At 65.2% G+C, this 17,941-nt stretch carries 21 protein-coding genes; 11 read left to right on the forward strand and 10 right to left on the reverse strand.

Annotated features, from left to right (window positions below; all coding sequences use genetic code 11):
* Positions 1-15: 15 nt before the first annotated feature.
* Positions 16-789, reverse strand: a complete 774-nt coding sequence (locus PX653_RS19660) for a 5'-3' exonuclease (protein ID WP_277414426.1) — start codon at positions 787-789, stop codon at positions 16-18.
* Positions 790-847: 58 nt separating this feature from the next.
* On the reverse strand, positions 848-1,519 hold the full coding sequence (locus PX653_RS19665) for a glutathione S-transferase family protein (protein ID WP_277414427.1): 672 nt from the start codon (positions 1,517-1,519) through the stop codon (positions 848-850).
* A gap of 183 nt (positions 1,520-1,702) precedes the next feature.
* On the opposite strand from PX653_RS19665, the gene PX653_RS19670 reads away from it, so the two are divergent.
* The 3 genes from PX653_RS19670 (at position 1,703) to PX653_RS19680 (ending at position 5,255) form a co-directional block, all read left to right on the forward strand.
* Positions 1,703-4,000, forward strand: coding sequence for a catecholate siderophore receptor Fiu (locus PX653_RS19670; protein ID WP_277414428.1), 2,298 nt, complete (start codon positions 1,703-1,705; stop codon positions 3,998-4,000).
* 262 nt (positions 4,001-4,262) lie between these two features.
* On the forward strand, positions 4,263-4,631 hold the full coding sequence (locus PX653_RS19675) for a hypothetical protein (RefSeq protein WP_277414429.1): 369 nt from the start codon (positions 4,263-4,265) through the stop codon (positions 4,629-4,631).
* A 255-nt stretch (positions 4,632-4,886) separates the two neighbouring features.
* Complete coding sequence (locus tag PX653_RS19680) at positions 4,887-5,255, forward strand: hypothetical protein (protein ID WP_277414430.1); 369 nt, start codon at positions 4,887-4,889, stop codon at positions 5,253-5,255.
* A gap of 118 nt (positions 5,256-5,373) precedes the next feature.
* Here the strand turns inward: PX653_RS19680 and PX653_RS19685 are convergent, their stop codons facing one another.
* From PX653_RS19685 to PX653_RS19700, 4 genes are read right to left on the reverse strand one after another with little or no spacing between them, the layout of a single operon-like run.
* Positions 5,374-6,789: a hypothetical protein gene (locus PX653_RS19685; RefSeq protein ID WP_277414431.1), complete on the reverse strand. Its 1,416-nt coding sequence runs from the start codon at positions 6,787-6,789 to the stop codon at positions 5,374-5,376.
* A gap of 31 nt (positions 6,790-6,820) precedes the next feature.
* Positions 6,821-7,093 (reverse strand): DUF6587 family protein, encoded by a 273-nt coding sequence (locus PX653_RS19690; RefSeq protein ID WP_277414432.1) that lies wholly within the window; start codon positions 7,091-7,093, stop codon positions 6,821-6,823.
* Positions 7,094-7,102: 9 nt separating this feature from the next.
* Positions 7,103-8,989: a ferrous iron transporter B gene (gene feoB, locus PX653_RS19695; protein ID WP_277414433.1), complete on the reverse strand. Its 1,887-nt coding sequence runs from the start codon at positions 8,987-8,989 to the stop codon at positions 7,103-7,105.
* Between the two features lie 4 nt (positions 8,990-8,993).
* Positions 8,994-9,263, reverse strand: coding sequence for a FeoA family protein (locus tag PX653_RS19700; protein WP_277414434.1), 270 nt, complete (start codon positions 9,261-9,263; stop codon positions 8,994-8,996).
* Positions 9,264-9,478: 215 nt separating this feature from the next.
* On the opposite strand from PX653_RS19700, the gene PX653_RS19705 reads away from it, so the two are divergent.
* Positions 9,479-9,700, forward strand: a complete 222-nt coding sequence (locus PX653_RS19705; protein ID WP_277414435.1) for a (2Fe-2S)-binding protein — start codon at positions 9,479-9,481, stop codon at positions 9,698-9,700.
* 169 nt (positions 9,701-9,869) lie between these two features.
* Here the strand turns inward: PX653_RS19705 and PX653_RS19710 are convergent, their stop codons facing one another.
* Positions 9,870-10,550 (reverse strand): Fe2+-dependent dioxygenase, encoded by a 681-nt coding sequence (locus PX653_RS19710; RefSeq protein ID WP_277414436.1) that lies wholly within the window; start codon positions 10,548-10,550, stop codon positions 9,870-9,872.
* Positions 10,551-10,689: 139 nt separating this feature from the next.
* Between PX653_RS19710 and bfr the strand changes: the two genes are divergently transcribed.
* The gene (gene bfr, locus PX653_RS19715; RefSeq protein WP_277414437.1) at positions 10,690-11,169 is read left to right on the forward strand and encodes a bacterioferritin; all 480 of its coding nucleotides are present in this window, start codon (positions 10,690-10,692) and stop codon (positions 11,167-11,169) included.
* Between the two features lie 30 nt (positions 11,170-11,199).
* On the opposite strand, the gene PX653_RS19720 is transcribed toward bfr, so the two are convergent.
* Together PX653_RS19720 and PX653_RS19725 are read right to left on the reverse strand one after the other, a co-directional pair.
* Entirely contained in the window at positions 11,200-12,165 is a 966-nt protein-coding gene (locus PX653_RS19720; RefSeq protein WP_277414438.1) for a PfkB family carbohydrate kinase, read from the reverse strand.
* A 119-nt stretch (positions 12,166-12,284) separates the two neighbouring features.
* Complete coding sequence (locus PX653_RS19725; RefSeq protein ID WP_277414439.1) at positions 12,285-12,896, reverse strand: glutathione S-transferase family protein; 612 nt, start codon at positions 12,894-12,896, stop codon at positions 12,285-12,287.
* Between the two features lie 150 nt (positions 12,897-13,046).
* On the opposite strand from PX653_RS19725, the gene purB reads away from it, so the two are divergent.
* The 6 genes from purB (at position 13,047) to PX653_RS19755 (ending at position 17,202) form a co-directional block, all read left to right on the forward strand.
* On the forward strand, positions 13,047-14,420 hold the full coding sequence (gene purB, locus PX653_RS19730; protein WP_277414440.1) for an adenylosuccinate lyase: 1,374 nt from the start codon (positions 13,047-13,049) through the stop codon (positions 14,418-14,420).
* A 229-nt stretch (positions 14,421-14,649) separates the two neighbouring features.
* Positions 14,650-15,183: a cytochrome b gene (locus PX653_RS19735; RefSeq protein WP_277414441.1), complete on the forward strand. Its 534-nt coding sequence runs from the start codon at positions 14,650-14,652 to the stop codon at positions 15,181-15,183.
* Between the two features lie 30 nt (positions 15,184-15,213).
* Positions 15,214-15,765, forward strand: coding sequence for a YceI family protein (locus PX653_RS19740; RefSeq protein ID WP_277414442.1), 552 nt, complete (start codon positions 15,214-15,216; stop codon positions 15,763-15,765).
* Positions 15,766-15,775: 10 nt separating this feature from the next.
* Positions 15,776-16,336 carry a YceI family protein gene (locus PX653_RS19745; protein WP_277414443.1) on the forward strand — a complete coding sequence of 187 codons (561 nt, stop codon included), beginning with the start codon at positions 15,776-15,778 and terminating at the stop codon, positions 16,334-16,336.
* Positions 16,337-16,469: 133 nt separating this feature from the next.
* On the forward strand, positions 16,470-16,679 hold the full coding sequence (locus tag PX653_RS19750) for a helix-turn-helix domain-containing protein (RefSeq protein WP_277414444.1): 210 nt from the start codon (positions 16,470-16,472) through the stop codon (positions 16,677-16,679).
* 10 nt (positions 16,680-16,689) lie between these two features.
* Entirely contained in the window at positions 16,690-17,202 is a 513-nt protein-coding gene (locus PX653_RS19755; RefSeq protein WP_277414445.1) for a Clp protease N-terminal domain-containing protein, read from the forward strand.
* On the opposite strand, the gene PX653_RS19760 is transcribed toward PX653_RS19755, so the two are convergent.
* The gene (locus PX653_RS19760; protein ID WP_277414446.1) at positions 17,187-17,936 is read right to left on the reverse strand and encodes an SDR family NAD(P)-dependent oxidoreductase; all 750 of its coding nucleotides are present in this window, start codon (positions 17,934-17,936) and stop codon (positions 17,187-17,189) included. The two genes, PX653_RS19755 and PX653_RS19760, sit on opposite strands and share 16 nt — an antisense overlap.
* Positions 17,937-17,941 lie beyond the last annotated feature (5 nt).

Genomic DNA, 17,941 nt, shown 5'->3' on the forward strand with positions numbered 1-17,941 from the left:
GTCAGGCTTGTTCAGTCACGCATTCCAGACCAGCATGTTCCAGCTGACGCCCACCCGCACGTCCGTTTTCAGTTGCACCAGCTGACGGGAAAGATACAACATCTCCCGCTCCTTGCGTAGCGCCTCGCCGACCGTGTCCTTCAGGATGCCGGCGCCGGCCATGATGCCGTCCAGCGTGCCATACGTGCGCAGCAGCTTCGCCGCCGTCTTCAGGCCCACCTTCGACACGCCCGGCACGCTGTCGGTCGCGTCGCCCATCAGCGCCAGCAGGTCCGGCAGCTGCGCGGGCGGCACGCCCCACTTGTTCTCGACCCAGGCCTCGTCGTGCCATTCGCTCTTGAAGTGATCCCACACGCGGGCGCCATGGGCGATCAGGCAATGCAGGTCCTTGTCGGTGCTGGCCACGACAGCCTCGCCACGGTTCTCGTTCAGCCAGCGCGTGACGACGGTGCCGATGACGTCGTCCGCCTCGACTTCCGGCAGCGAGACGGGACGCAAGCCGAACTTCTCCAGCGTACCGTAAAAGCCGGGCAACGCGGCGCGCAGCGGGGCCGGCATCGGTGCCCGGCCTTCGCGATACCCCGCGTAGAGCGCGTGACGCCACGTGCTGCCGCCGAAGTCGAACGCGGGCAGCACGTGCGTGGGCTCGTGGCCGTTGATCAGCGTGCGGAAAGAATTGAGCGCGTGACGCAGCGCGATTTCCGCCTTCAGGTCGGAATCGGGTTCCGGACTGGCCTCGTACACGCGCCGCACGATGTTCAGGCCGTCGATGGCAAGCAGTCTACCCATGACTCACAGTGGTGTTCCAATGGCGGCATTTTACCGCAGCGGCGGCAACCGCCCTATTTCATCGGAGCAACTCATACGGACCGCCCTGCTCGAGCGCGCGCTGGTAGGCGGGGCGGGCATGGATACGGTCCAGGAAGGCCTTCAGTCTGGAGAAGCGGGCATCGAGGCCGCCGCGGGCCGCCGCGGCTTCCAGCGGGAAGCTCATCTGGATATCGGCGGCGCTGAACTCGTCGCCGGCGAACCAGGCATGCTTGCCCAGTTCCGTTTCCAGGTAAGCCAGGTGCTGGTTGATCTGCGGCTCGATGTAGCTGCCCTTGACCTTCTGCGCGATGCCACGCGCGATCGGCTTGACGAAGAACGGCGCAGGACCGTTCTCGACGCGGTCGAAGATCAGCTTCATCAGCAGCGGCGCCATCATCGAGCCTTCCGCGTAATGCAGGAAGTAGGTCCAGCGGCGCTTCTCCGGCGTGCCGCGCTCCGGCAGGAGGACACCCTTGTCGTACTTGTCCACCAGGTATTCGATGATGGCGCCCGACTCGGCCACGGTGCAGTCGCCGTCGACGATCACGGGCGACTTGCCCAGCGGGTGCACGGCGCGCAGCGCGGGCGGCGCCAACATTGTCTTCGCATCGCGCTGGTAGCGCACGACTTCATAGGGCAGGCCCAGTTCTTCCAACAACCACAGCACGCGCTGCGAACGGGAGTTGTTCAGGTGGTGGACGACGATCATGCACGTTCCTTCGCAGGTCGGGAAAACCCAAGCTTAACATTCCCACCCCTATGTCCGGTGTCGTTTGCTCATCACAACCAGCCCATGGAGAATGCAAATGATAACAATTCTTATTTACTTTAAGATTGCAGATTGCTATGATCGTCGTCTTTACAAAAATTTACCTTGGAAGAGAGCAAGAGAATGGCACATATCAAGAGCCGCAAGCTGGCCCCGTCCCGACTCCAGATGAGCACCGTGCTGGCAACCCTGCTGCTGCCGGTCGTGGCGCAAGCGGGCGACGGCGCACCGGCGGCCGATGATACGACCGCTCCGCCGATCCAGGAGGTGGTGGTGGGCGGCACCAAGGGCAACGAGTTCAAGGCCGACCGCGCCGGCTCGATGAAGTACACGGAAGTGCTGGTCAACACGCCGCAGACGATCACCGTCATCACCAAGGAACTGATCGAACAGCAAGGTGCCCAGACGCTGACGGAAGCGCTGCGCAACACCCCCGGCGTAGGCGCCTTCTTCCTGGGCGAAAACGGCAATACCAACACGGGCGACGCCATCTTCATGCGCGGCTTCGACTCGTCGTCGAGCATCTACGTGGACGGCGTGCGCGACATGGGCTCCATCTCGCGCGACGTCTTCAACGTCGAGCAGATCGACGTGCTGAAAGGCCCGGCCGGCACCGACAGCGGCCGTGGCAACCCGACGGGTTCCATCAACATGAACTCCAAGCAGGCGCAACTGCGCGACGCGCAATCGGCCAGCGTCAAGTTCGGCAGCGGCCGCCAGAAGCGCGCCACCGCGGACCTGAACCGCGTGCTGAACGAGGAAAGCGGCACCGCCTTCCGCCTGAACCTGGTCGCGCAGGACAACGGCAACCCGGCCCGTGACGTCGTCGAGAACAAGCGCTGGGGCGTCGCGCCCACCCTGGCCGTCGGCCTGAACGGCAAGACGCGCCTGCACCTGTCCTACCTGCACGTCAAGCAGAACAATATTCCGGACGGCGGCGTGCCGACCATCGGCCTGCCGGGCTATCGGAGCCCTACCCCGGACCGTCCTTACTTGAGCAACGCACCGATGGTCGACCCGCGCGGCTTCTACGGCGTGCTGACCGACCACGACGACGTGACGGCCGACATGGCCACTGTGCGCGTCGAACACGACTTCTCGCCAACCCTGAAGCTGCAGAACACGGCGCGCTATGGCAAGACCAAGCAGGACTACCTGTTGACGGCCTTCATGGGGTCGGCGACCAATCTGCTGTCGCCGAATCCCGCCGATCTGGCCACCTGGACCCTGGCGCGCGGTACCCGTACCGTGAAAGACCAGGACAACAAGATCCTGACGAACCAGACCGTGCTGACAGCCGAATTCGACACGGGTACCCTGAAGCACACGATGGTGGCCGGCCTCGAATTCATCAACGAGAAGCAGACCACGGTCGGCTACATCAATCTGGGCGGCCTGGATCCGGTACAGCTGTACTATCCAAACCCGGCCATCCCGGCGCGTGACCTGAACCCCGTGCGCAGCGGCGCCGGCACCAGCGGCTCCACCGACACGCAAGCGCTGTACGTGTTCGACACCGTCAAGCTGGACGAGCGCTGGATGGTCCATGCGGGCGTGCGGGCGGACCACTACAACACGGACTACTTCGGCACAACGGCCACCACCACGACGCCGCCGGGTGGCAAACCCGTCACGACGCTGACTTCGACCACCCTGACGTCGAAGGAAACGCTCGTCAACGGCAAGCTGTCGGTACTGTTCAAGCCGACGCCGGACAGCAGCGTCTACGCCACCGTGGCGACGTCGCAGCAGCCGCCGGGCGGCAATGCGTTCAGCTTGTCCGCCTCGGCCAACAGCGCGCAGAACCCGAACTACGATCCGCAGAAGACGACGACGAAGGAAATCGGTACCAAGTGGGAATTCTTGAAGGGCAAGCTGGCCGTCAACGGCGCGATCTATGACACCACGGTGCGCAACGAGATCGAGCAGGATCCGACCAACTCCAGCGTGTACTACCAGACCGGCAAGAAGAACGTCAAAGGCGTCGAGATCAGCGTGACGGGCGAAGTGGCCCGCAACTGGCTGGTCAGCGCAGGCTACACGCACATGAAGACGGAAGTCGAGAACGGCAAGATCGTCACGGCCGCCGGCGTCAACCAGCTGTCGTACACGCCGAAGGATTCGTTCACGAGCTGGACGTCGTACACGCTGCCGTTCGGCCTGAAGATCGGCGGCGGCGCCCGCTACCAGGGCAAGCTGCTGCGCGGCACCGACGGCGCCGTGGGCACGCCGGCCTACGCCGAGAGCTACTGGGTCGCCGACGCGATGGCCGAATACGCCATCAACAAGAACATCGACCTGCGCCTGAACGTGTACAACCTGGCGGACAAGGAATACGTCGCGGCGATCAACAAGAGCGGCTACCGCTACACGCCGGGCCAGCCCCGTTCGGCCAGCGTGACGGCGACGTTCCGCTTCTAAGCCTGATGGCGGCCGATAAGGAATAGCGCTTGCCAGTTGCTGGCACGTACTGCACCCAAGAGCCAGAAGCCCAGGGTCGGACCCGGTGGGTCCGACCCCAGCCCGTAGCCTTTGGGTGCAAAAACGGTGGTGACACGCGCAGATGCACTGCCCACCTGGCGTCATGCACTTCTGGCCTCCTGTAACGAACCTCCCAGAGACGCAAGTCTCCTTCAGTTTGCGCCACCGCTTGCGGTGGCGTTTTTTTTTGTATCATCGCACCATGAAACCACGCACCCGCAATCGTCTCGCACTGTATGGCGCCGAGCTGCTGCTCGTCGTCGCGCTGGGCGGCGCCTTGGCCGCCTGGCCAGGCACGAAGCCGCTGGAACTGTCGATCGGCGCCGTGCTGCTGCACCTGACGACCAGCATCGGCATGTTGCCGGCCCAGTGGCGGTTCGACGCGGCCGGACCGTCCGATCGCCTGTTCGGCTTGCGGATGGAGCGGCTGCTGCAGGCCATGATCGTGATCGGCGTGCTGCTGATGCTGTCGTGGGTCGTAGTGGCGTCGACCGCCGCGTGGGTAGCGGGCTTGGTGATGGTGCTGCTGGCGTTGGAGGAATTGGTGACGCAGCGCGGGCACGCCGTGTAGTCGGAGGCTGCCGCCTAATGCCGCTCAGTTAAGGGGTATGGGACGCGCGGTGGAGGAGCTGGTGACGCAATCTCCGCGTGCTAGCTAGGTACACCAGCGTAATAAGAGGCTGTCCCCAATTCTCTTCCACCAGCGTAATTGGAGCCTGTCCCCAATTCTCTCCAGCGTAATTGGAGGCTGTCCCCAATTCTCTTCCAAGTCTCCTTCAGTTTGCGCCACCGCTTGCGGTGGCGTTTTTTTTTGTATCATCGCACCATGAGACCACGCACCCGCGACCGCCTCGCGCTGTATGGCGCAGAGCTGCTGCTCGTCGTCGCGCTGGGCGGCGCCCTGGCCGTCTGGCCAGGCACGAAGCCGCTGGAACTGTCGATCGGCGCCCTGCTGCTGCACCTGACGACCAGCGTGGGCATGTGGCCGTTCCAGTGGCGGTTCGACGCGATCGGCGCGTCCGATCGCCTGTTCGGCATGCGGATGGACCGGCTGCTGCAGGGCATGATCGTGGCCGGCGTGCTGCTGATGCTGTCGTGGCTCGTGGTGGCGTCGGCCGCCGCGTGGGTGGTAGGGATGTTGATGGTGGCGTATGCGGTGGAGGAGCGGGTGACGCAGCGTGCGCATGCCGCGTAATCGGAGGCGGTCCGGGCGTTACCGCCTTATCCTGCCGTTCCGCTGCGGCACCCCAATTTCATCGCCACACGCTGGCGCTTGGCCAGGTGCGACGTCACGACCACGTGGCTGAACCGAGTCAGTGTCCGACCTGGTGCGGCAGGTCCTGTCCGATAACGCGGCCGATCATCGCGGCAATCACGGCCTGCGCGCCTGCCGGCAGCCACCCCTTGCCGTAGCGGGACTCGCTCCACAGTTGCTTGCCTTCCGGCGACGCGCGCCAGCGCCGCAGTTCCCGCACGAGCCTGCTGACGGGCGCGGTGTCCGATGCCTGGTCCAACACCGCCGCGACCAGCCATTCGATGCTGGCAAACCGCTGCAGGAGTGGGATGTCCCTGCATTGCTCCAGTATGCGCGCGACCGTATCGAAATCCATGTACGCCCCTTGGCGCGTAACGGCGTGCAGCGCCAGGCCTCGCACCTGCGGGTCGCTGTCCTGCAATGCGCGCAGCGCGATTGCGTCCTTTTCTTGCGGTGCGGCGCGCAACAGCGCCGCCAAGGCTGCATGCCGTACCAATGGGTGTGCGTCATCTGCCTGTTGGCGGAACAGGGTCGCATCTGCCAGGTTGGACAGCGCGCCCAGCGCGGCAATGGCCACGCGCCGGTGTGCGCTCGGCATTGCCGGCTGCGCCAGCAGCTCCCGGTAGTATGCATCGACTTCCTTACCCTGTTGCGACAGATATTGACCGGCCACTGCGCGCGCGTGCGATTTCAAGTCCAGCAAGCCGGCACGGGCGAGTCGATCCTTCTCGGGCGACGGTTCACCTGTCAGCTTGGCGCGCAGCGCTTCGGCGCGCACGGTCGGGTATGGCGACGCCAGCGCCAGTTCATAGAGCGCCGGACGCTGGGCAGCGGGTAATGTCGAACACAGCTCGACCGCGCGTGACGCCAGCACGTTGTCGATACGCGAACGCAGTATCCGTTCGATCAGGGCCGTCGCGTCGAATGTGTGTTGCTGTACCAGCAGCTCGAAGCAGGCCCGGCGCACTTTGGTGTCGGGCGCGCGGACGCCATCGATGACCGCCGCCGCATTCGCGGCAAGCAGTGCACGACCAAAATCGGCGACCCATGCGCCATGGTCGACGCGGCTCTTGTGCAGCAGAGCGTGAACGGCCGGCAGTGCGTTCACCATCTGCGGGACCGTTTCGGGTGTCAACAGCGTTTTCAGGGCGATTTGCGCGGCATTGCGTACTTGGGGAACCCAGTCGTTCAGGCGCTCCACCATGTCCGGCAGGTTGTCCCAACTGCGCAGCTCGACGCAACGCGCCAGTGCCGCTTCCCGGACGTAGCCCGAATAGCCCCGCAAGGCTTGTGACAGTTCAGCGACAGTCAGCGCGTGCCGGGTGCGCGCCAATGCCTGGGCCAGAAACTGTTGCGCCTGTTGATCCGGGCGGCCAGTCGCGGTCTTCTTGGGCGAAGCCGGCATTCCTGGAAGAGGCAGGTCACGTGGCGCCCCGCCCTTGCGCAGCCCGCGCAACCAGGCGAGGACATTCATCGCACTGGCTCAGTGCGGGCGGGAGGCCATATCACCGCTGCACGTGCAGGGGTATGACCCGCCGCGTCACGCCGGTATCCTTCGGCGCATCCGGCGCCGCCGGAGTCTCGCAGGAACCGCAGGAGCCGCAGCCATCGCCGCAGCTGGACTGGGTCTTGAAGAGTTTGGCCAGCTTGTCCTGGTTGAAGCCGCGCCGCGCCAGCGTGTAGACGATCTGGCGCCGCCAGGCGGCCGGCAGGTACTTCGTGGCAGCGTGGAACGCGCATGCTGCGACGATGACGGCGACGATCAGTTCCTGCCACATGGCGCTCTCCTATGCTCCCAGCGTGCGGGCGACGTGATACGTGATGAACGACGCGGCGTAAGCCAGCGCGAACATGTAGCCGGCCATCATGAACGCATACTTGACGTCGCCTGTTTCGCGCCGCACGACCGACAGCGTGGACAGGCACTGCGGCGCGAACACGTACCAGGCCAGCAGCGACAGCGCCGTCGCCAGCGACCAGGACGACGCCAGCACCGGTGTCAGCGACGTGGCCAGCTCGTCGCCAGTCTGCGACAACGCGTACACGGTCCCCAGCGCGCCGACGGCGACTTCGCGCGCGGCCATGCCCGGCACCAGCGCGATGCAGATCTCCCAGCCGAAGCCGATCGGGGCGAACACCACTTCCAGCGCGCGGCCCAGCATGCCGGCGATGCTGTAATAGATCGGCGGGTGCGTGGCGCCCGCGGGGGCGCCGGGGAAACTGGACAGGGCCCACAGCAGCACCATCAGGGTGAGGATGACGGTACCGACCCGCATCAGGAAGATCTTGGCGCGCTCCCACAGGCCGATGGCCAGGTTGCGCAGGTTCGGCCAGTGATAGCTGGGCAGCTCCATCATCAGCGCCTGCTTGGCCTTCGAGCCGGTGCTGCGCTTCATGAACCACGCCACGCCCATCGCCGAGAAGATCCCGGCAAAGTACAGGGCGAACAAAATCAGGCCCTGCAGGCTGACGCCCCACACTTCACGCTCCGGAATGAAGGCGGCGATCACCAGCGCATACACGGGCAGGCGCGCCGAGCACGTCATCAGCGGCGCGATCATGATCGTGACCAGCCGGTCGCGCGGGTTCTGGATCGTGCGCGCGGCCATCACGCCGGGGATGGCGCAGGCAAAGCTGGACAGCAGCGGAATGAAGGCCCGGCCGGACAAGCCGACGCCGCCCATCAGCCGGTCCAGCAGGAAGGCCGCGCGCGGCAGGTAGCCGCAATCCTCCAGGATCAGGATGAAGAAGAACAGGATCAGGATCTGCGGCAGGAACACCAGCACGCTGCCGACGCCGCCGATGATGCCTTCCACCAGCAGGCTGCGCAGCACGCCTTCCGCCATATGGGTACTGAGCAGCTGGCCGATGCCTTCGACACCGGCCGAGATCATGTCCATCGGTACCGCGGCCCACGTGAACACGGCCTGGAAGATCAGGAACATCAGCACGGCCAGGATGACCGGGCCGGCGACGGGATGCAGCACGACGTTGTCGATCTTTTCCGACAGTTCGTCGGTGTTGTGGTAGTTCTTCGTCACGGCCGCCAGGATGCGGCGCACTTCACGCTGCGTGTCCTCGACGGAGACGGCGTCGATGGCCGCCAGCGGCTGCGGCTTGACCGGCACGACGGGCCACATCTCGTCCAGCGCGCGCAGCAGGCCCTTTTCGCCGCCCGATTGCACGGCCACCGTTTCGACGACCGTCATGTGCAGTTCGCGCGCCAGCTTGGCCGTGTCGATCTCGATGCCGCGCTTCTTTGCCACGTCGACCATGTTCAGGCACAGGATCATCGGCAGGCCCAGGCGCTGGATCTCCAGCACGAGGCGCAGGTTCAGGCGCAGGTTGGTGGCGTCCACCACGCAGACGATGACGTCCGGCGAGCCGTCGTTGGCACGCAGGCCGCCGACGACGTCGCGCGTGATCGCTTCATCGGGCGTGTGCGCCGACAGGCTGTAGGCACCCGGCAGGTCGAGCACGCGATAGGGGTGTCCCTGCGGCGACGCGAAATGGCCTTCCTTGCGCTCGATGGTGACGCCGGCATAGTTGGCGACCTTCTGGCGCGAACCCGTCAGGCGGTTGAACAGTGCCGTCTTGCCGCAGTTGGGATTACCCAGCAGGGCGATCATGGGCGCATGGGCGACCGCCTGCGCCACTTGTTCCGTAACTCCCATGTCGTTATTCCGGCTGGACCGAGACCAGCGCCGCCTCGTAGCGGCGCAGCGCGAAGGTGGCATTGCCCACCTTGATGGCGAGCGGCTCGCCGCCCGGCATGCCGCGCTTGAGCATGCGGATCTTCTCGCCCGGCACGAAGCCCAGCTCCATCAGGCGGCGCGCCAGGTCGGCGCTGTCCGCCCCCTCGCCGCTGGCCGGTGCCACATGCACCACCGTACCGCTTTTCCCGGCCGCCAGCGCGTCGAGATTGATCAGGGAAGGGGCGAGGGTCATGGCAGTTCTCTGAGGAAAATCAATCTGTTCATTATAAAGGCAAATGCGAATGGTTAGTATTTGCAGGAGACGCTTGCATTGTACGCCTTGTTGGGGCAGAATAGGAACCGTAATGATAATGATTCTCATTAAGAAAGCGTTAAGATTGGCAGAATTACCAGTCGGGATAACGGTTTCCTGTTGATGAGTTCGCTTTTGTCCAGAGGGTGGTATCCATGATCGTTTGTGTTTGCAACAACATCTCCGACCGCGAAATCCGCCAGGCCATCGACCTGGGCATCAGTTCCATGGACGAGCTGCGCGAAGCACTGGGCGTCGCCACCTGCTGTGGCAACTGCCTGTCGTATGCAGTGGAAGTGCTGGACGAGCACGTGTCCGCCAAGGCCGACGTGCAAATCAATGAGACGGTGCTGAAGCGCCCGACCTTCTCGAACTGAACAGCAAAACGCGCAAAGCTCGCCAGGTCGAGGACGTGTTGTGACACGCCGCTTGCGCCTCATCAAACCCAAGCCCGACAACCGGGTTCAGACCCCGCGGGTCTGACCCCAGCCTCCTGCCTTTGGTTGCAATAACGCCAGCGGCTCCCGGATTTTCCTTACCGCCCCCTCAGGTCTCCGCCCACATCCGCAGCAGGTTGTGATAATGCCCCGTCAGGCCGACGGTGGCGTCGTTGTCGCCCACCTGCCCGCGCAGCTTCTGGATGTTCTGGTCCAGCTCGAACAACATCGTGCGCCGCCAGTCGTCGCGCACCATGCTTTGCGTCCACAGGAACGATGCGACGCGCTCGCCAGCCGTGACCGGATTGACCCGGTGCACGCTCGACGAGGGATACACGATCGCGTCCCCCGCCGGCAGCTTCACCTCGTGCGCGCCGTACGCGTCCATCACCACCAGCTCGCCGCCCTCGTACTCTTCCGGATCGCTCAGGAACACCGTTGTCGACACATCCGCGCGCAACGTCTGGCCGCCGTTCGCGGGCGTGCGGATGGCGCCGTCTATGTGCAGGCCGTAATGCTCGCCGCCCGCGTAGCTGTTGAAGTACGGCGGCAGGATGCGCAGCGGCAGCGCGGCGGCGAAGAACAGCGGGTTGGCGGTCAGCGCCCGCGCAATGATGGCGCCCAGTTCCTGGGCCAGCGGCGTGCCTTCGGGCAGCTGGCGGTTGCGCTTGACCTGGGCCCCTTGCGTGCCGACGCTGGCACGGCCGTCGATCCAGGCTTCGGGGGTCATGCGGTCACGGATCTGGCGGACCTGGTCCGGCGTCAACACGCCGGGAATATGCAGCATCATGGCTTCAACCTGCTTTAAGTAGGACACAAATGATAATGGTATTCATTCGTAGTATCAATCGACAGTGCGTCCCTTCTGCTGCGGGGAATGACGTGGCAGAATGGCGGAACTTTTCATCACAACGAACAAAGGCACACCCATGAAGGGCGATAAAGACGTCATCCGTTTGCTGAACGCGCAGCTGACGAACGAACTGACCGCGATCAACCAGTACTTCCTGCACGCGCGCATGTACCGCCACTGGGGCTTCGACAAGCTGGCGAAAAAGGAATACGAGGAATCGATCGGCGAGATGAAGCATGCCGACAAGCTGATCGACCGCATCCTGATGCTGGATGGCCTGCCGAACCTGCAGGCACTGCACAAGCTGCTGATCGGCGAGAACACGCCGGAGATGCTGGAAGCGGACCTGAAGCTCGAGCGCGGTGCGCACGTGACGGTCAAGGAAGGCATCGCGCAGGCGGAAAAAGTAGGCGACTACGTGTCGCGCGACCTGCTGCTGGAAATCCTGGAAGACACCGAGGAACACATCGACTGGCTGGAAACGCAGCTGGACCTGATCGGCAAGGTCGGCATCCAGAACTACCTGCAATCGCAGATGTCGACGGACCACGACTGATTTCCCGGCCGCCGCCATGGCGGCCAGCCTTCAGCCGGGGGCGCCGAACAATTCGTCGGTCGTCCCCGTGCGCATCCACGCCTCCAGCCACTCCCGGTAGCACGACAGCTCTTGCGGCACCGCGCCCGCATGGCCGCAGGTGGACGCCGCGAAGGCGTTGGCCCGCGCCAGCGTCTGTTCCATCGTCCAGCCGCGCAGCCGTCCCAGCAGGAACACGGCGTTGAACGCGTCCCCCGCTCCCACCGAATCGACAAACGTACCCGCCATGCCCGTGCCGTGGTCGGCCACGTGCGCGCCGTCCGCCGACAGGTACAGCGCACCGCGCGCGCCCATCGTCACCACCAGCGCCGACAGCGAGAAGTTGTGCATCATCGCGCGGCATTCCGTGTCGACGGAGATGCACTCCATGTTGACCGTGTCCGGACACGTGTGGCAGTACCACTTGAACAGCTGCTGCAATTCGTCCTCGTTGACCTTGACGATGTCGGCCTGCTGCAGCGAGTCGAACACGATGGTTTCGTCGACGAAGCCGGCGCGCAGGTTGAGGTCGAGGAAGCGCACGGCCTGCGTCTGGTCCAGCACTGCGTGCAAAGCCGCGCGCGAGCGGGGATCGCGCTGGGCCAGCGTGCCGAAGCAGAAGATGGACGGTTGCGTGGCCTGGCTGGCCGCGAGCGCGGCGGCGCTGTCGATATGGTCGTAGGCCTGGTCGGGCCCGATGGTGAAGCGGTGGCTGCCGTCCGCGCCGACCTCGACGTGGACGCTGCCGGTGGCCTCGTCCGCGCCCGTCTGCAGGCCGCCGTCATGCAGGCCGAAGCGGGTGAACTCGTCGCGGATCAGCTGGCCGTTGGCGTCGTTGCCGACGCGGGTGATCATCGTGACAGGCAGGCCGAACCCGGCCAGGTGCCGGGCCAGGTTGAACGGCGCGCCGCCGACGACCCGGCGCGTGCTGAAGTCGTCCACCAGTGCCTCGCCGAATACCGTTACCGCTTGTTCCATGGGCGCCCCGTTCGATGTTGGTGCGGGCTAGTGTACTCGAACTGTATTTGCATGCGGGCACGGTAGCGGCACACCAGGCAGCACTTCGGGGACAGTCCCGAAGGGACAGTCCCCACCCCTCACGCCTGCGGGAACGTATCCCGGAACGACGGCCGTTCCATCAGCTTGTCGAGCAGGCGGCCCAGGTTGGGATGCTCGCCGCGCCAGTCGATCTCGGGGAAGCGGAACGTCAGCCACCCCAGCGCGCAGCCGACGGCGACGTCGGCCAGCGAATAATGATTGCTCGCGCACCAGCTCGCATCGCCCAGCCGCGCCGCCATCGAGGCCAGCCCGCGCGACACCTTCATCAGCTGGCGCTCGCACACCGCCTCGCTCTGCAGCTCGGGCGGGCGCTGCGTGCGCTCCATGCGCACCACCACGGCCGCGTCGATGACGCCGTCCGCCAGCGCTTCCCAGTTCTTGATGTCGGCCCGCTCGCGCCCGTTCGGCGGCAGCAGCTTGCAAACCGGCGTCAACGTATCGAGATACTCGACGATGACGCGCGAGTCGTACATCACATAGCCGTCCTCCATGACGAGGCAAGGTACCTTGCCCAGCGGATTGAGCTCGTGGATCGTGGTTTCCGGCACCCACACGTCCTCCAGCTCGATCTGGTAATCGAGCTTCTTCTCCGCGAGCACGACACGTACCTTGCGCACGTAAGGACTGGCGAGCGAACCGATAAGTTTCATAGGAAATCGAGGTGAGGGGTTGGGATTCAGTATAGCACCCGGCGCCGGTCCGCAGGCCGCCGCCGGTGCCGCCGGCACCGCGTCCTTTGACACTTGCGCGCGATGGTAAAATCTGTCTTTTTCCTGCCTCCCTTCTGGTCCATTCCCACTATGACGACTCCCTACTCCACGTTGTCCGCGCTGTCCCCGCTGGACGGCCGTTATGCCGCCAAGACCGACAAGCTGCGTCCGATCCTGTCCGAAGCCGGCTTCATGCACCACCGTGTAAAAGTCGAGATCGCCTGGCTGCAGGCGCTGTCGCAGGCCGGCTTTGCCGAGATCAAGCCGTTCTCCGCCGAGGCCACCGCGCTGCTGGACAAGCTGGCCGCCGACTTCACGGAAAGCGATGCCGCCCGCATCAAGGAGATCGAAGCCGTCACGAACCACGACGTCAAGGCCGTCGAGTACTGGCTGAAGGAACAGGTGAAGGACGTGCCGGAACTGGTCGCCGCCTCCGAATTCATCCACTTCGCCTGCACGTCCGAGGACATCAACAACACGTCGCACGGCATGATGCTCAAAGCCGCGCGGGACGGCGTCATGCTGCCGGCCCTGCAGGGCCTGGTCGCGAAGCTGACCGAGATCGCCCACGCCAACGCCGACGTGCCGATGCTGTCGCGCACGCACGGCCAGACCGCCAGCCCGACCACGCTGGGCAAGGAGATCGCCAACGTCGTCGCCCGCCTGCAGCGCGCCGTGGTCCGTATCGGCCAGGTCGAGATCCTGGGCAAGATGAACGGCGCCGTGGGCAACTACAACGCCCACCTGTCCGCCTACCCGTCGGTCGACTGGCCGGCCTTCTCGAAGAACGTCATCGAGCAGCGCCTGGGCCTCGTGTTCAACCCGTACACGATCCAGATCGAGCCGCACGACTACATGGCCGAACTGTTCGACGCCTTCGCGCGCGCCAACACGATCCTGCTGGACCTGAACCGCGACATCTGGACCTACGTCTCGCTGGGCTACTTCAAGCAGAAGCTGAAGGCGGGCGAAATCGGTTCCTCGACGATGCCGCACAAGGTCAACCCGATCGACTTCGAGAACTCGGAAGGCAACCTGGGCCTGGCCAACGCGGTGCTGAAGCACCTGTCGGAAAAGCTGCCCGTGTCGCGCATGCAGCGCGACCTGACCGATTCGACGGTGCTGCGCAATATCGGCGTGGGCTTCGGCTACACGCTGCTGGCCTACGACAGCTGCCTGCGCGGGCTGAACAAGCTGGAAGTCAATCCGGCCCGCCTGGCCGCCGACCTGGACGCCAGCTGGGAAGTGCTGGCCGAACCGGTGCAGACGGTGATGCGCCGCTACGGCATCGAGAATCCGTACGAACAGCTGAAGGAACTGACGCGCGGCAAAGGCATCACGAAGGAAGCGCTGCAGGAATTCATCGGCAAGCTGGCCATCCCGCAGGAAGCGAAAGACCTGCTGCTGGCGATGACGCCGGCGAACTACGTCGGCATCGCCGCCCAGCTGGCCAAGGCGATTTAAGGCTCGCGTCAGGATCTAAGGCTCGAGTCAAGATCCAAGGCTCGCGTTTGCATTCACGCATCGCGTTAAGCCCTCTCTAACCCCGATCCCTTGCGACTTCGGGCACTATTGCGGCAGCGCCATATCCTTTCAGGTATGGGCTGCCGTAATGCTTTCCGGCCCCGCCAGCGGGCATTGCGTTTCTTTGTTATATTTAGTTCTAACACGTACTAATTTCTAGAGGACGCCGATGACCCCATCGCCCCGCTACACCCGCACGGCCATGCTGCTGCACTGGCTGATCGCCGTGCTGATCGTCGGCGCCTTCACGATGGGCCTCGTGATGACGGACATCCCCGGCTTCACGCCCACCAAGCTGAAATACTATTCGTGGCACAAGTGGGCCGGCGTGACGGTGCTGCTGCTGGCCGCGCTGCGCCTGCTGTGGCGCCGCGCCAACCGGCCGCCCGCGCATCCCGCCGGGATGCCGGCCTGGCAGGTGCGCGCCGCCGACGTCACCCACGTGCTGCTGTACGTGCTGATGTTTGCCGTGCCGCTGTCGGGCTACCTGTACACCACCGCGGCCGGCGTGCCCGTCGTCTACTTCGGGCTGTTCCAGGTTCCCGCCGCCTTTGCGGCCGACCCGGCCCTGAAGGCGCTGCTGAAACCCGTGCACTACTGGTTCAACATGGTGCTGGCGGCGATCGTGCTGCTGCACGTGGCCGCCGCCCTGAAACACCACTTCGTCGACCGCGACGATGTCCTGAAACGCATGCTTCCCTGATTGCCAACCCTGACCGGAGTTCCTCGCCTCATGAAAATCACGCAACGCGTTGTCCTTGCCGCCCTCCTGGGCGTCACCCTTGCCGCCGGTGCCGCCGTGCTGAAGACCGATCCCGCCAAGACCAGCGTCTCGGCCGTGTTCAAGCAGATGAACGTGCCGGTGGAATCGAAGTTTACGAAGTACCGCGTCACGATCGACTACAACGCCCAGGCCATCGACACCTCGAAGGCCACGGTGGAAGTGGACACGGCCAGCCTGGACATGGGCGACCCGGAGTACAACAGGGAGGTGGCGAAGAAGGAGTGGTTCAACTCCGCGCAGTTCCCGAAAGCGACGTTCGTGTCGTCGTCCATCAAGAGCGCCGGCGCGGGCAAGCTGACGATCGCGGGCAAGCTGTCCATCAAGGGCAAGACCGCCGACGTCGCGTTCCCTGTCACCGTCAAGACCGAAGGCGGCAAGCAGGTGTTCGACGGCGCACTGCCGATCAAGCGCCTGGCCTTCAACATCGGTGAAGGCGAATGGCAGGACACGGGCATGGTGGCCGACGAGGTCACCATCAAGTTCCACGTCGTGACCCAATAACGGAGACCCCATGAAAACCACGCTGCTGCTTGCCCTGCTGGCCCTGGCCGGCGCCGCCAACGCCACCACCTACAATATCGATCCGCACCACACCTACCCCAGCTTCGAGGCCGACCACAAGGGCATGTCCCTGTGGCGCGGCAAGTTCAACAATACCAGCGGCACCGTTACGATGGACCGCGCCGCCAGGACGGGCAGCATGGAGATCGTCATCGACACGGCGTCGATCGACTTCGGCCACGACAAGATGAACGCGCATGCGATGGCGGACGATATCTTCAACGTCGCCAAGTTCCCGACCGCGACCTTCAAGGGCAAGTCGTTCAAGTTCGACGGCGACAAGCTGGTGGCCGTCGATGGCGAACTGACCCTGCTGGGCGTGACGAAACCCCTGCAGCTGCAGGTCAACCGCTTCAAATGCGTGCAGGACGCGCGCCTGAAGCGGGAAGTGTGCGGCGCCGACGCCAGCGCGGAGTTCAAGCGCACCGACTTCGGCATGAACTTCGGCATCCCGGCGTTTGCCCCCGAAGTCAAGCTGGCCATCCAGGTCGAGGCGATCGCGGCGCAGTAGTCCTCGCCGCACTGGCAAGACCCGAGGGGACAGGCACCGATCGTCGAAGGCTCGACGATCGGTGCCTGTCCCCGGTGTTTTGCTAGCGTCATCTTCGGTTGACGAACTCCGCATCGTCAACTAAGATTGACGCATGCTCGAACTCCATTCCCTCCCCCATCCCGACGACCCGGCCGAGGCCCTGGCCGCCGTGGTCGCATTGCGCCTGGCCGCCGACAAGCTCGAACGCAAGGCGGTCGCCGCCGCCATCGCGCAAGGCTGGTCGTGGAGCCAGGTCGCCGACGCGCTGGGCGTATCGAAGCAGGCCGCCCACAAGCGCCTGGCCACCCTCATCAACCCTTGAAGGAGACTCCATGCTGCAGCAGATCAAACGGAAACTGGACGACATGCGCACCATCCGCACGTTGGCGGAGGCAGCCGAGCGCCACGCCAACGCGGCAGGCGAGCGCGAGCCCGGGCCGGAGCATTTCCTCCTCGCGGCCTTCGACCTGCCGGACGGCCTGGCGCAACGCGCCTTCGTCCGGCTGGGCGTCGACCCGGGCAGCATCCGCGCAGCCATCGCCGCGCAGCATGGCGCCGCGCTGGCGCACACGGGCACGGACCCGGCGCTGCTGGCGGACGACGCGCCCGTGCCGCCTGCCACCGGCGTGTACCGGGCCAAGGGCTCGATGCAGGGCGTGATGCAGCAGCTTGCGGCGTGGCCGCGCGCCACGCCTGCCGAGCCGCTGACGGGCGCGCACGTGCTGGCCGTGATCGCCTCTTCCGCCCACGGCACCGCCGCACGCACCCTGCGCGCGCTGGGTCTCGACGGTGAACGCGTCACCGCGGCGGCGCGCGCCGAGATCGCCGGCTATCGCGCCGTGTAGCCGCCATCGATGGGATAGAAGGCGCCCGTGCAGAACGACGCTCGCGAGGACAGCAGGAACGCGGCGAACTCCGCGACCTCCTCGCGCGTGGCCAGGCGCCCCAGCGGGTGTGCCTGCGCCAGCGCATCCAGCGCTTCCTGCGGCATCTCCAGCATGCGCGGCGTGGCCACGTAGCCGGGCCCGATCGCGTTGACGCGCACGTTCTTGTCCGCGTATTCCAGCGCCACCGCCCGCGTCAGCCCCAGCACGCCGTGCTTGGCGGCCGTGTAGGCGGCAATGCCCGCCACGCCGACGATGCCGTTGCCCGAGGAGAGGTTGACGATGGCGCCCCCGCCGGCGGCCACGATGGCCGGCAGCTCGGCCTTCAGGCTGAGGAACATCCCCGTCAGGTCGGTGCCGATCACCGTGTTCCAGTCTTCCAGCGACAACGCCTCCAGCGGCGTGTCGTGCGGGCCGGTCAGCCCGGCGTTGTTGACGGCCAGGTGCAGGGCACCGAACTTGTCGACGGCCTGCCGTACCGCTTCGCGCATCGCGGCCTCGTCGCGTACGTCCGCCTCCACGGCCAGCGTGCGCGTGCCGTCCGGGTCCAACTCACGGCACAGCCGTTCGAGCGCCGCGCCATCATGGCCCACCAGCGTCACTTGGGCGCCGCCCTCATGCAGGCGGCGCGCGATCTGCTCGCCGATACCGGCCGCGGCTCCCGTAACCAATGCAACTTGTCGATCGAAATCCATGTCGG

Origin of the sequence: Pseudoduganella chitinolytica (assembly GCF_029028125.1) — a bacterium.
Lineage (GTDB): Bacteria > Pseudomonadota > Gammaproteobacteria > Burkholderiales > Burkholderiaceae_D > Rugamonas > Rugamonas chitinolytica.

Coding starts and splice junctions, on each gene's coding strand:
- PX653_RS19660 (WP_277414426.1), bottom strand. CDS start 789: ATGGGTAGACTGCTTGCCATCGACGGCCTGAACATCGTGCGGCGCGTG.
- PX653_RS19665 (WP_277414427.1), bottom strand. CDS start 1,519: ATGATCGTCGTCCACCACCTGAACAACTCCCGTTCGCAGCGCGTGCTG.
- PX653_RS19670 (WP_277414428.1), top strand. CDS start 1,703: ATGGCACATATCAAGAGCCGCAAGCTGGCCCCGTCCCGACTCCAGATG.
- PX653_RS19675 (WP_277414429.1), top strand. CDS start 4,263: ATGAAACCACGCACCCGCAATCGTCTCGCACTGTATGGCGCCGAGCTG.
- PX653_RS19680 (WP_277414430.1), top strand. CDS start 4,887: ATGAGACCACGCACCCGCGACCGCCTCGCGCTGTATGGCGCAGAGCTG.
- PX653_RS19685 (WP_277414431.1), bottom strand. CDS start 6,789: ATGAATGTCCTCGCCTGGTTGCGCGGGCTGCGCAAGGGCGGGGCGCCA.
- PX653_RS19690 (WP_277414432.1), bottom strand. CDS start 7,093: ATGTGGCAGGAACTGATCGTCGCCGTCATCGTCGCAGCATGCGCGTTC.
- feoB (WP_277414433.1), bottom strand. CDS start 8,989: ATGGGAGTTACGGAACAAGTGGCGCAGGCGGTCGCCCATGCGCCCATG.
- PX653_RS19700 (WP_277414434.1), bottom strand. CDS start 9,263: ATGACCCTCGCCCCTTCCCTGATCAATCTCGACGCGCTGGCGGCCGGG.
- PX653_RS19705 (WP_277414435.1), top strand. CDS start 9,479: ATGATCGTTTGTGTTTGCAACAACATCTCCGACCGCGAAATCCGCCAG.
- PX653_RS19710 (WP_277414436.1), bottom strand. CDS start 10,550: ATGATGCTGCATATTCCCGGCGTGTTGACGCCGGACCAGGTCCGCCAG.
- bfr (WP_277414437.1), top strand. CDS start 10,690: ATGAAGGGCGATAAAGACGTCATCCGTTTGCTGAACGCGCAGCTGACG.
- PX653_RS19720 (WP_277414438.1), bottom strand. CDS start 12,165: ATGGAACAAGCGGTAACGGTATTCGGCGAGGCACTGGTGGACGACTTC.
- PX653_RS19725 (WP_277414439.1), bottom strand. CDS start 12,896: ATGAAACTTATCGGTTCGCTCGCCAGTCCTTACGTGCGCAAGGTACGT.
- purB (WP_277414440.1), top strand. CDS start 13,047: ATGACGACTCCCTACTCCACGTTGTCCGCGCTGTCCCCGCTGGACGGC.
- PX653_RS19735 (WP_277414441.1), top strand. CDS start 14,650: ATGACCCCATCGCCCCGCTACACCCGCACGGCCATGCTGCTGCACTGG.
- PX653_RS19740 (WP_277414442.1), top strand. CDS start 15,214: ATGAAAATCACGCAACGCGTTGTCCTTGCCGCCCTCCTGGGCGTCACC.
- PX653_RS19745 (WP_277414443.1), top strand. CDS start 15,776: ATGAAAACCACGCTGCTGCTTGCCCTGCTGGCCCTGGCCGGCGCCGCC.
- PX653_RS19750 (WP_277414444.1), top strand. CDS start 16,470: ATGCTCGAACTCCATTCCCTCCCCCATCCCGACGACCCGGCCGAGGCC.
- PX653_RS19755 (WP_277414445.1), top strand. CDS start 16,690: ATGCTGCAGCAGATCAAACGGAAACTGGACGACATGCGCACCATCCGC.
- PX653_RS19760 (WP_277414446.1), bottom strand. CDS start 17,936: ATGGATTTCGATCGACAAGTTGCATTGGTTACGGGAGCCGCGGCCGGT.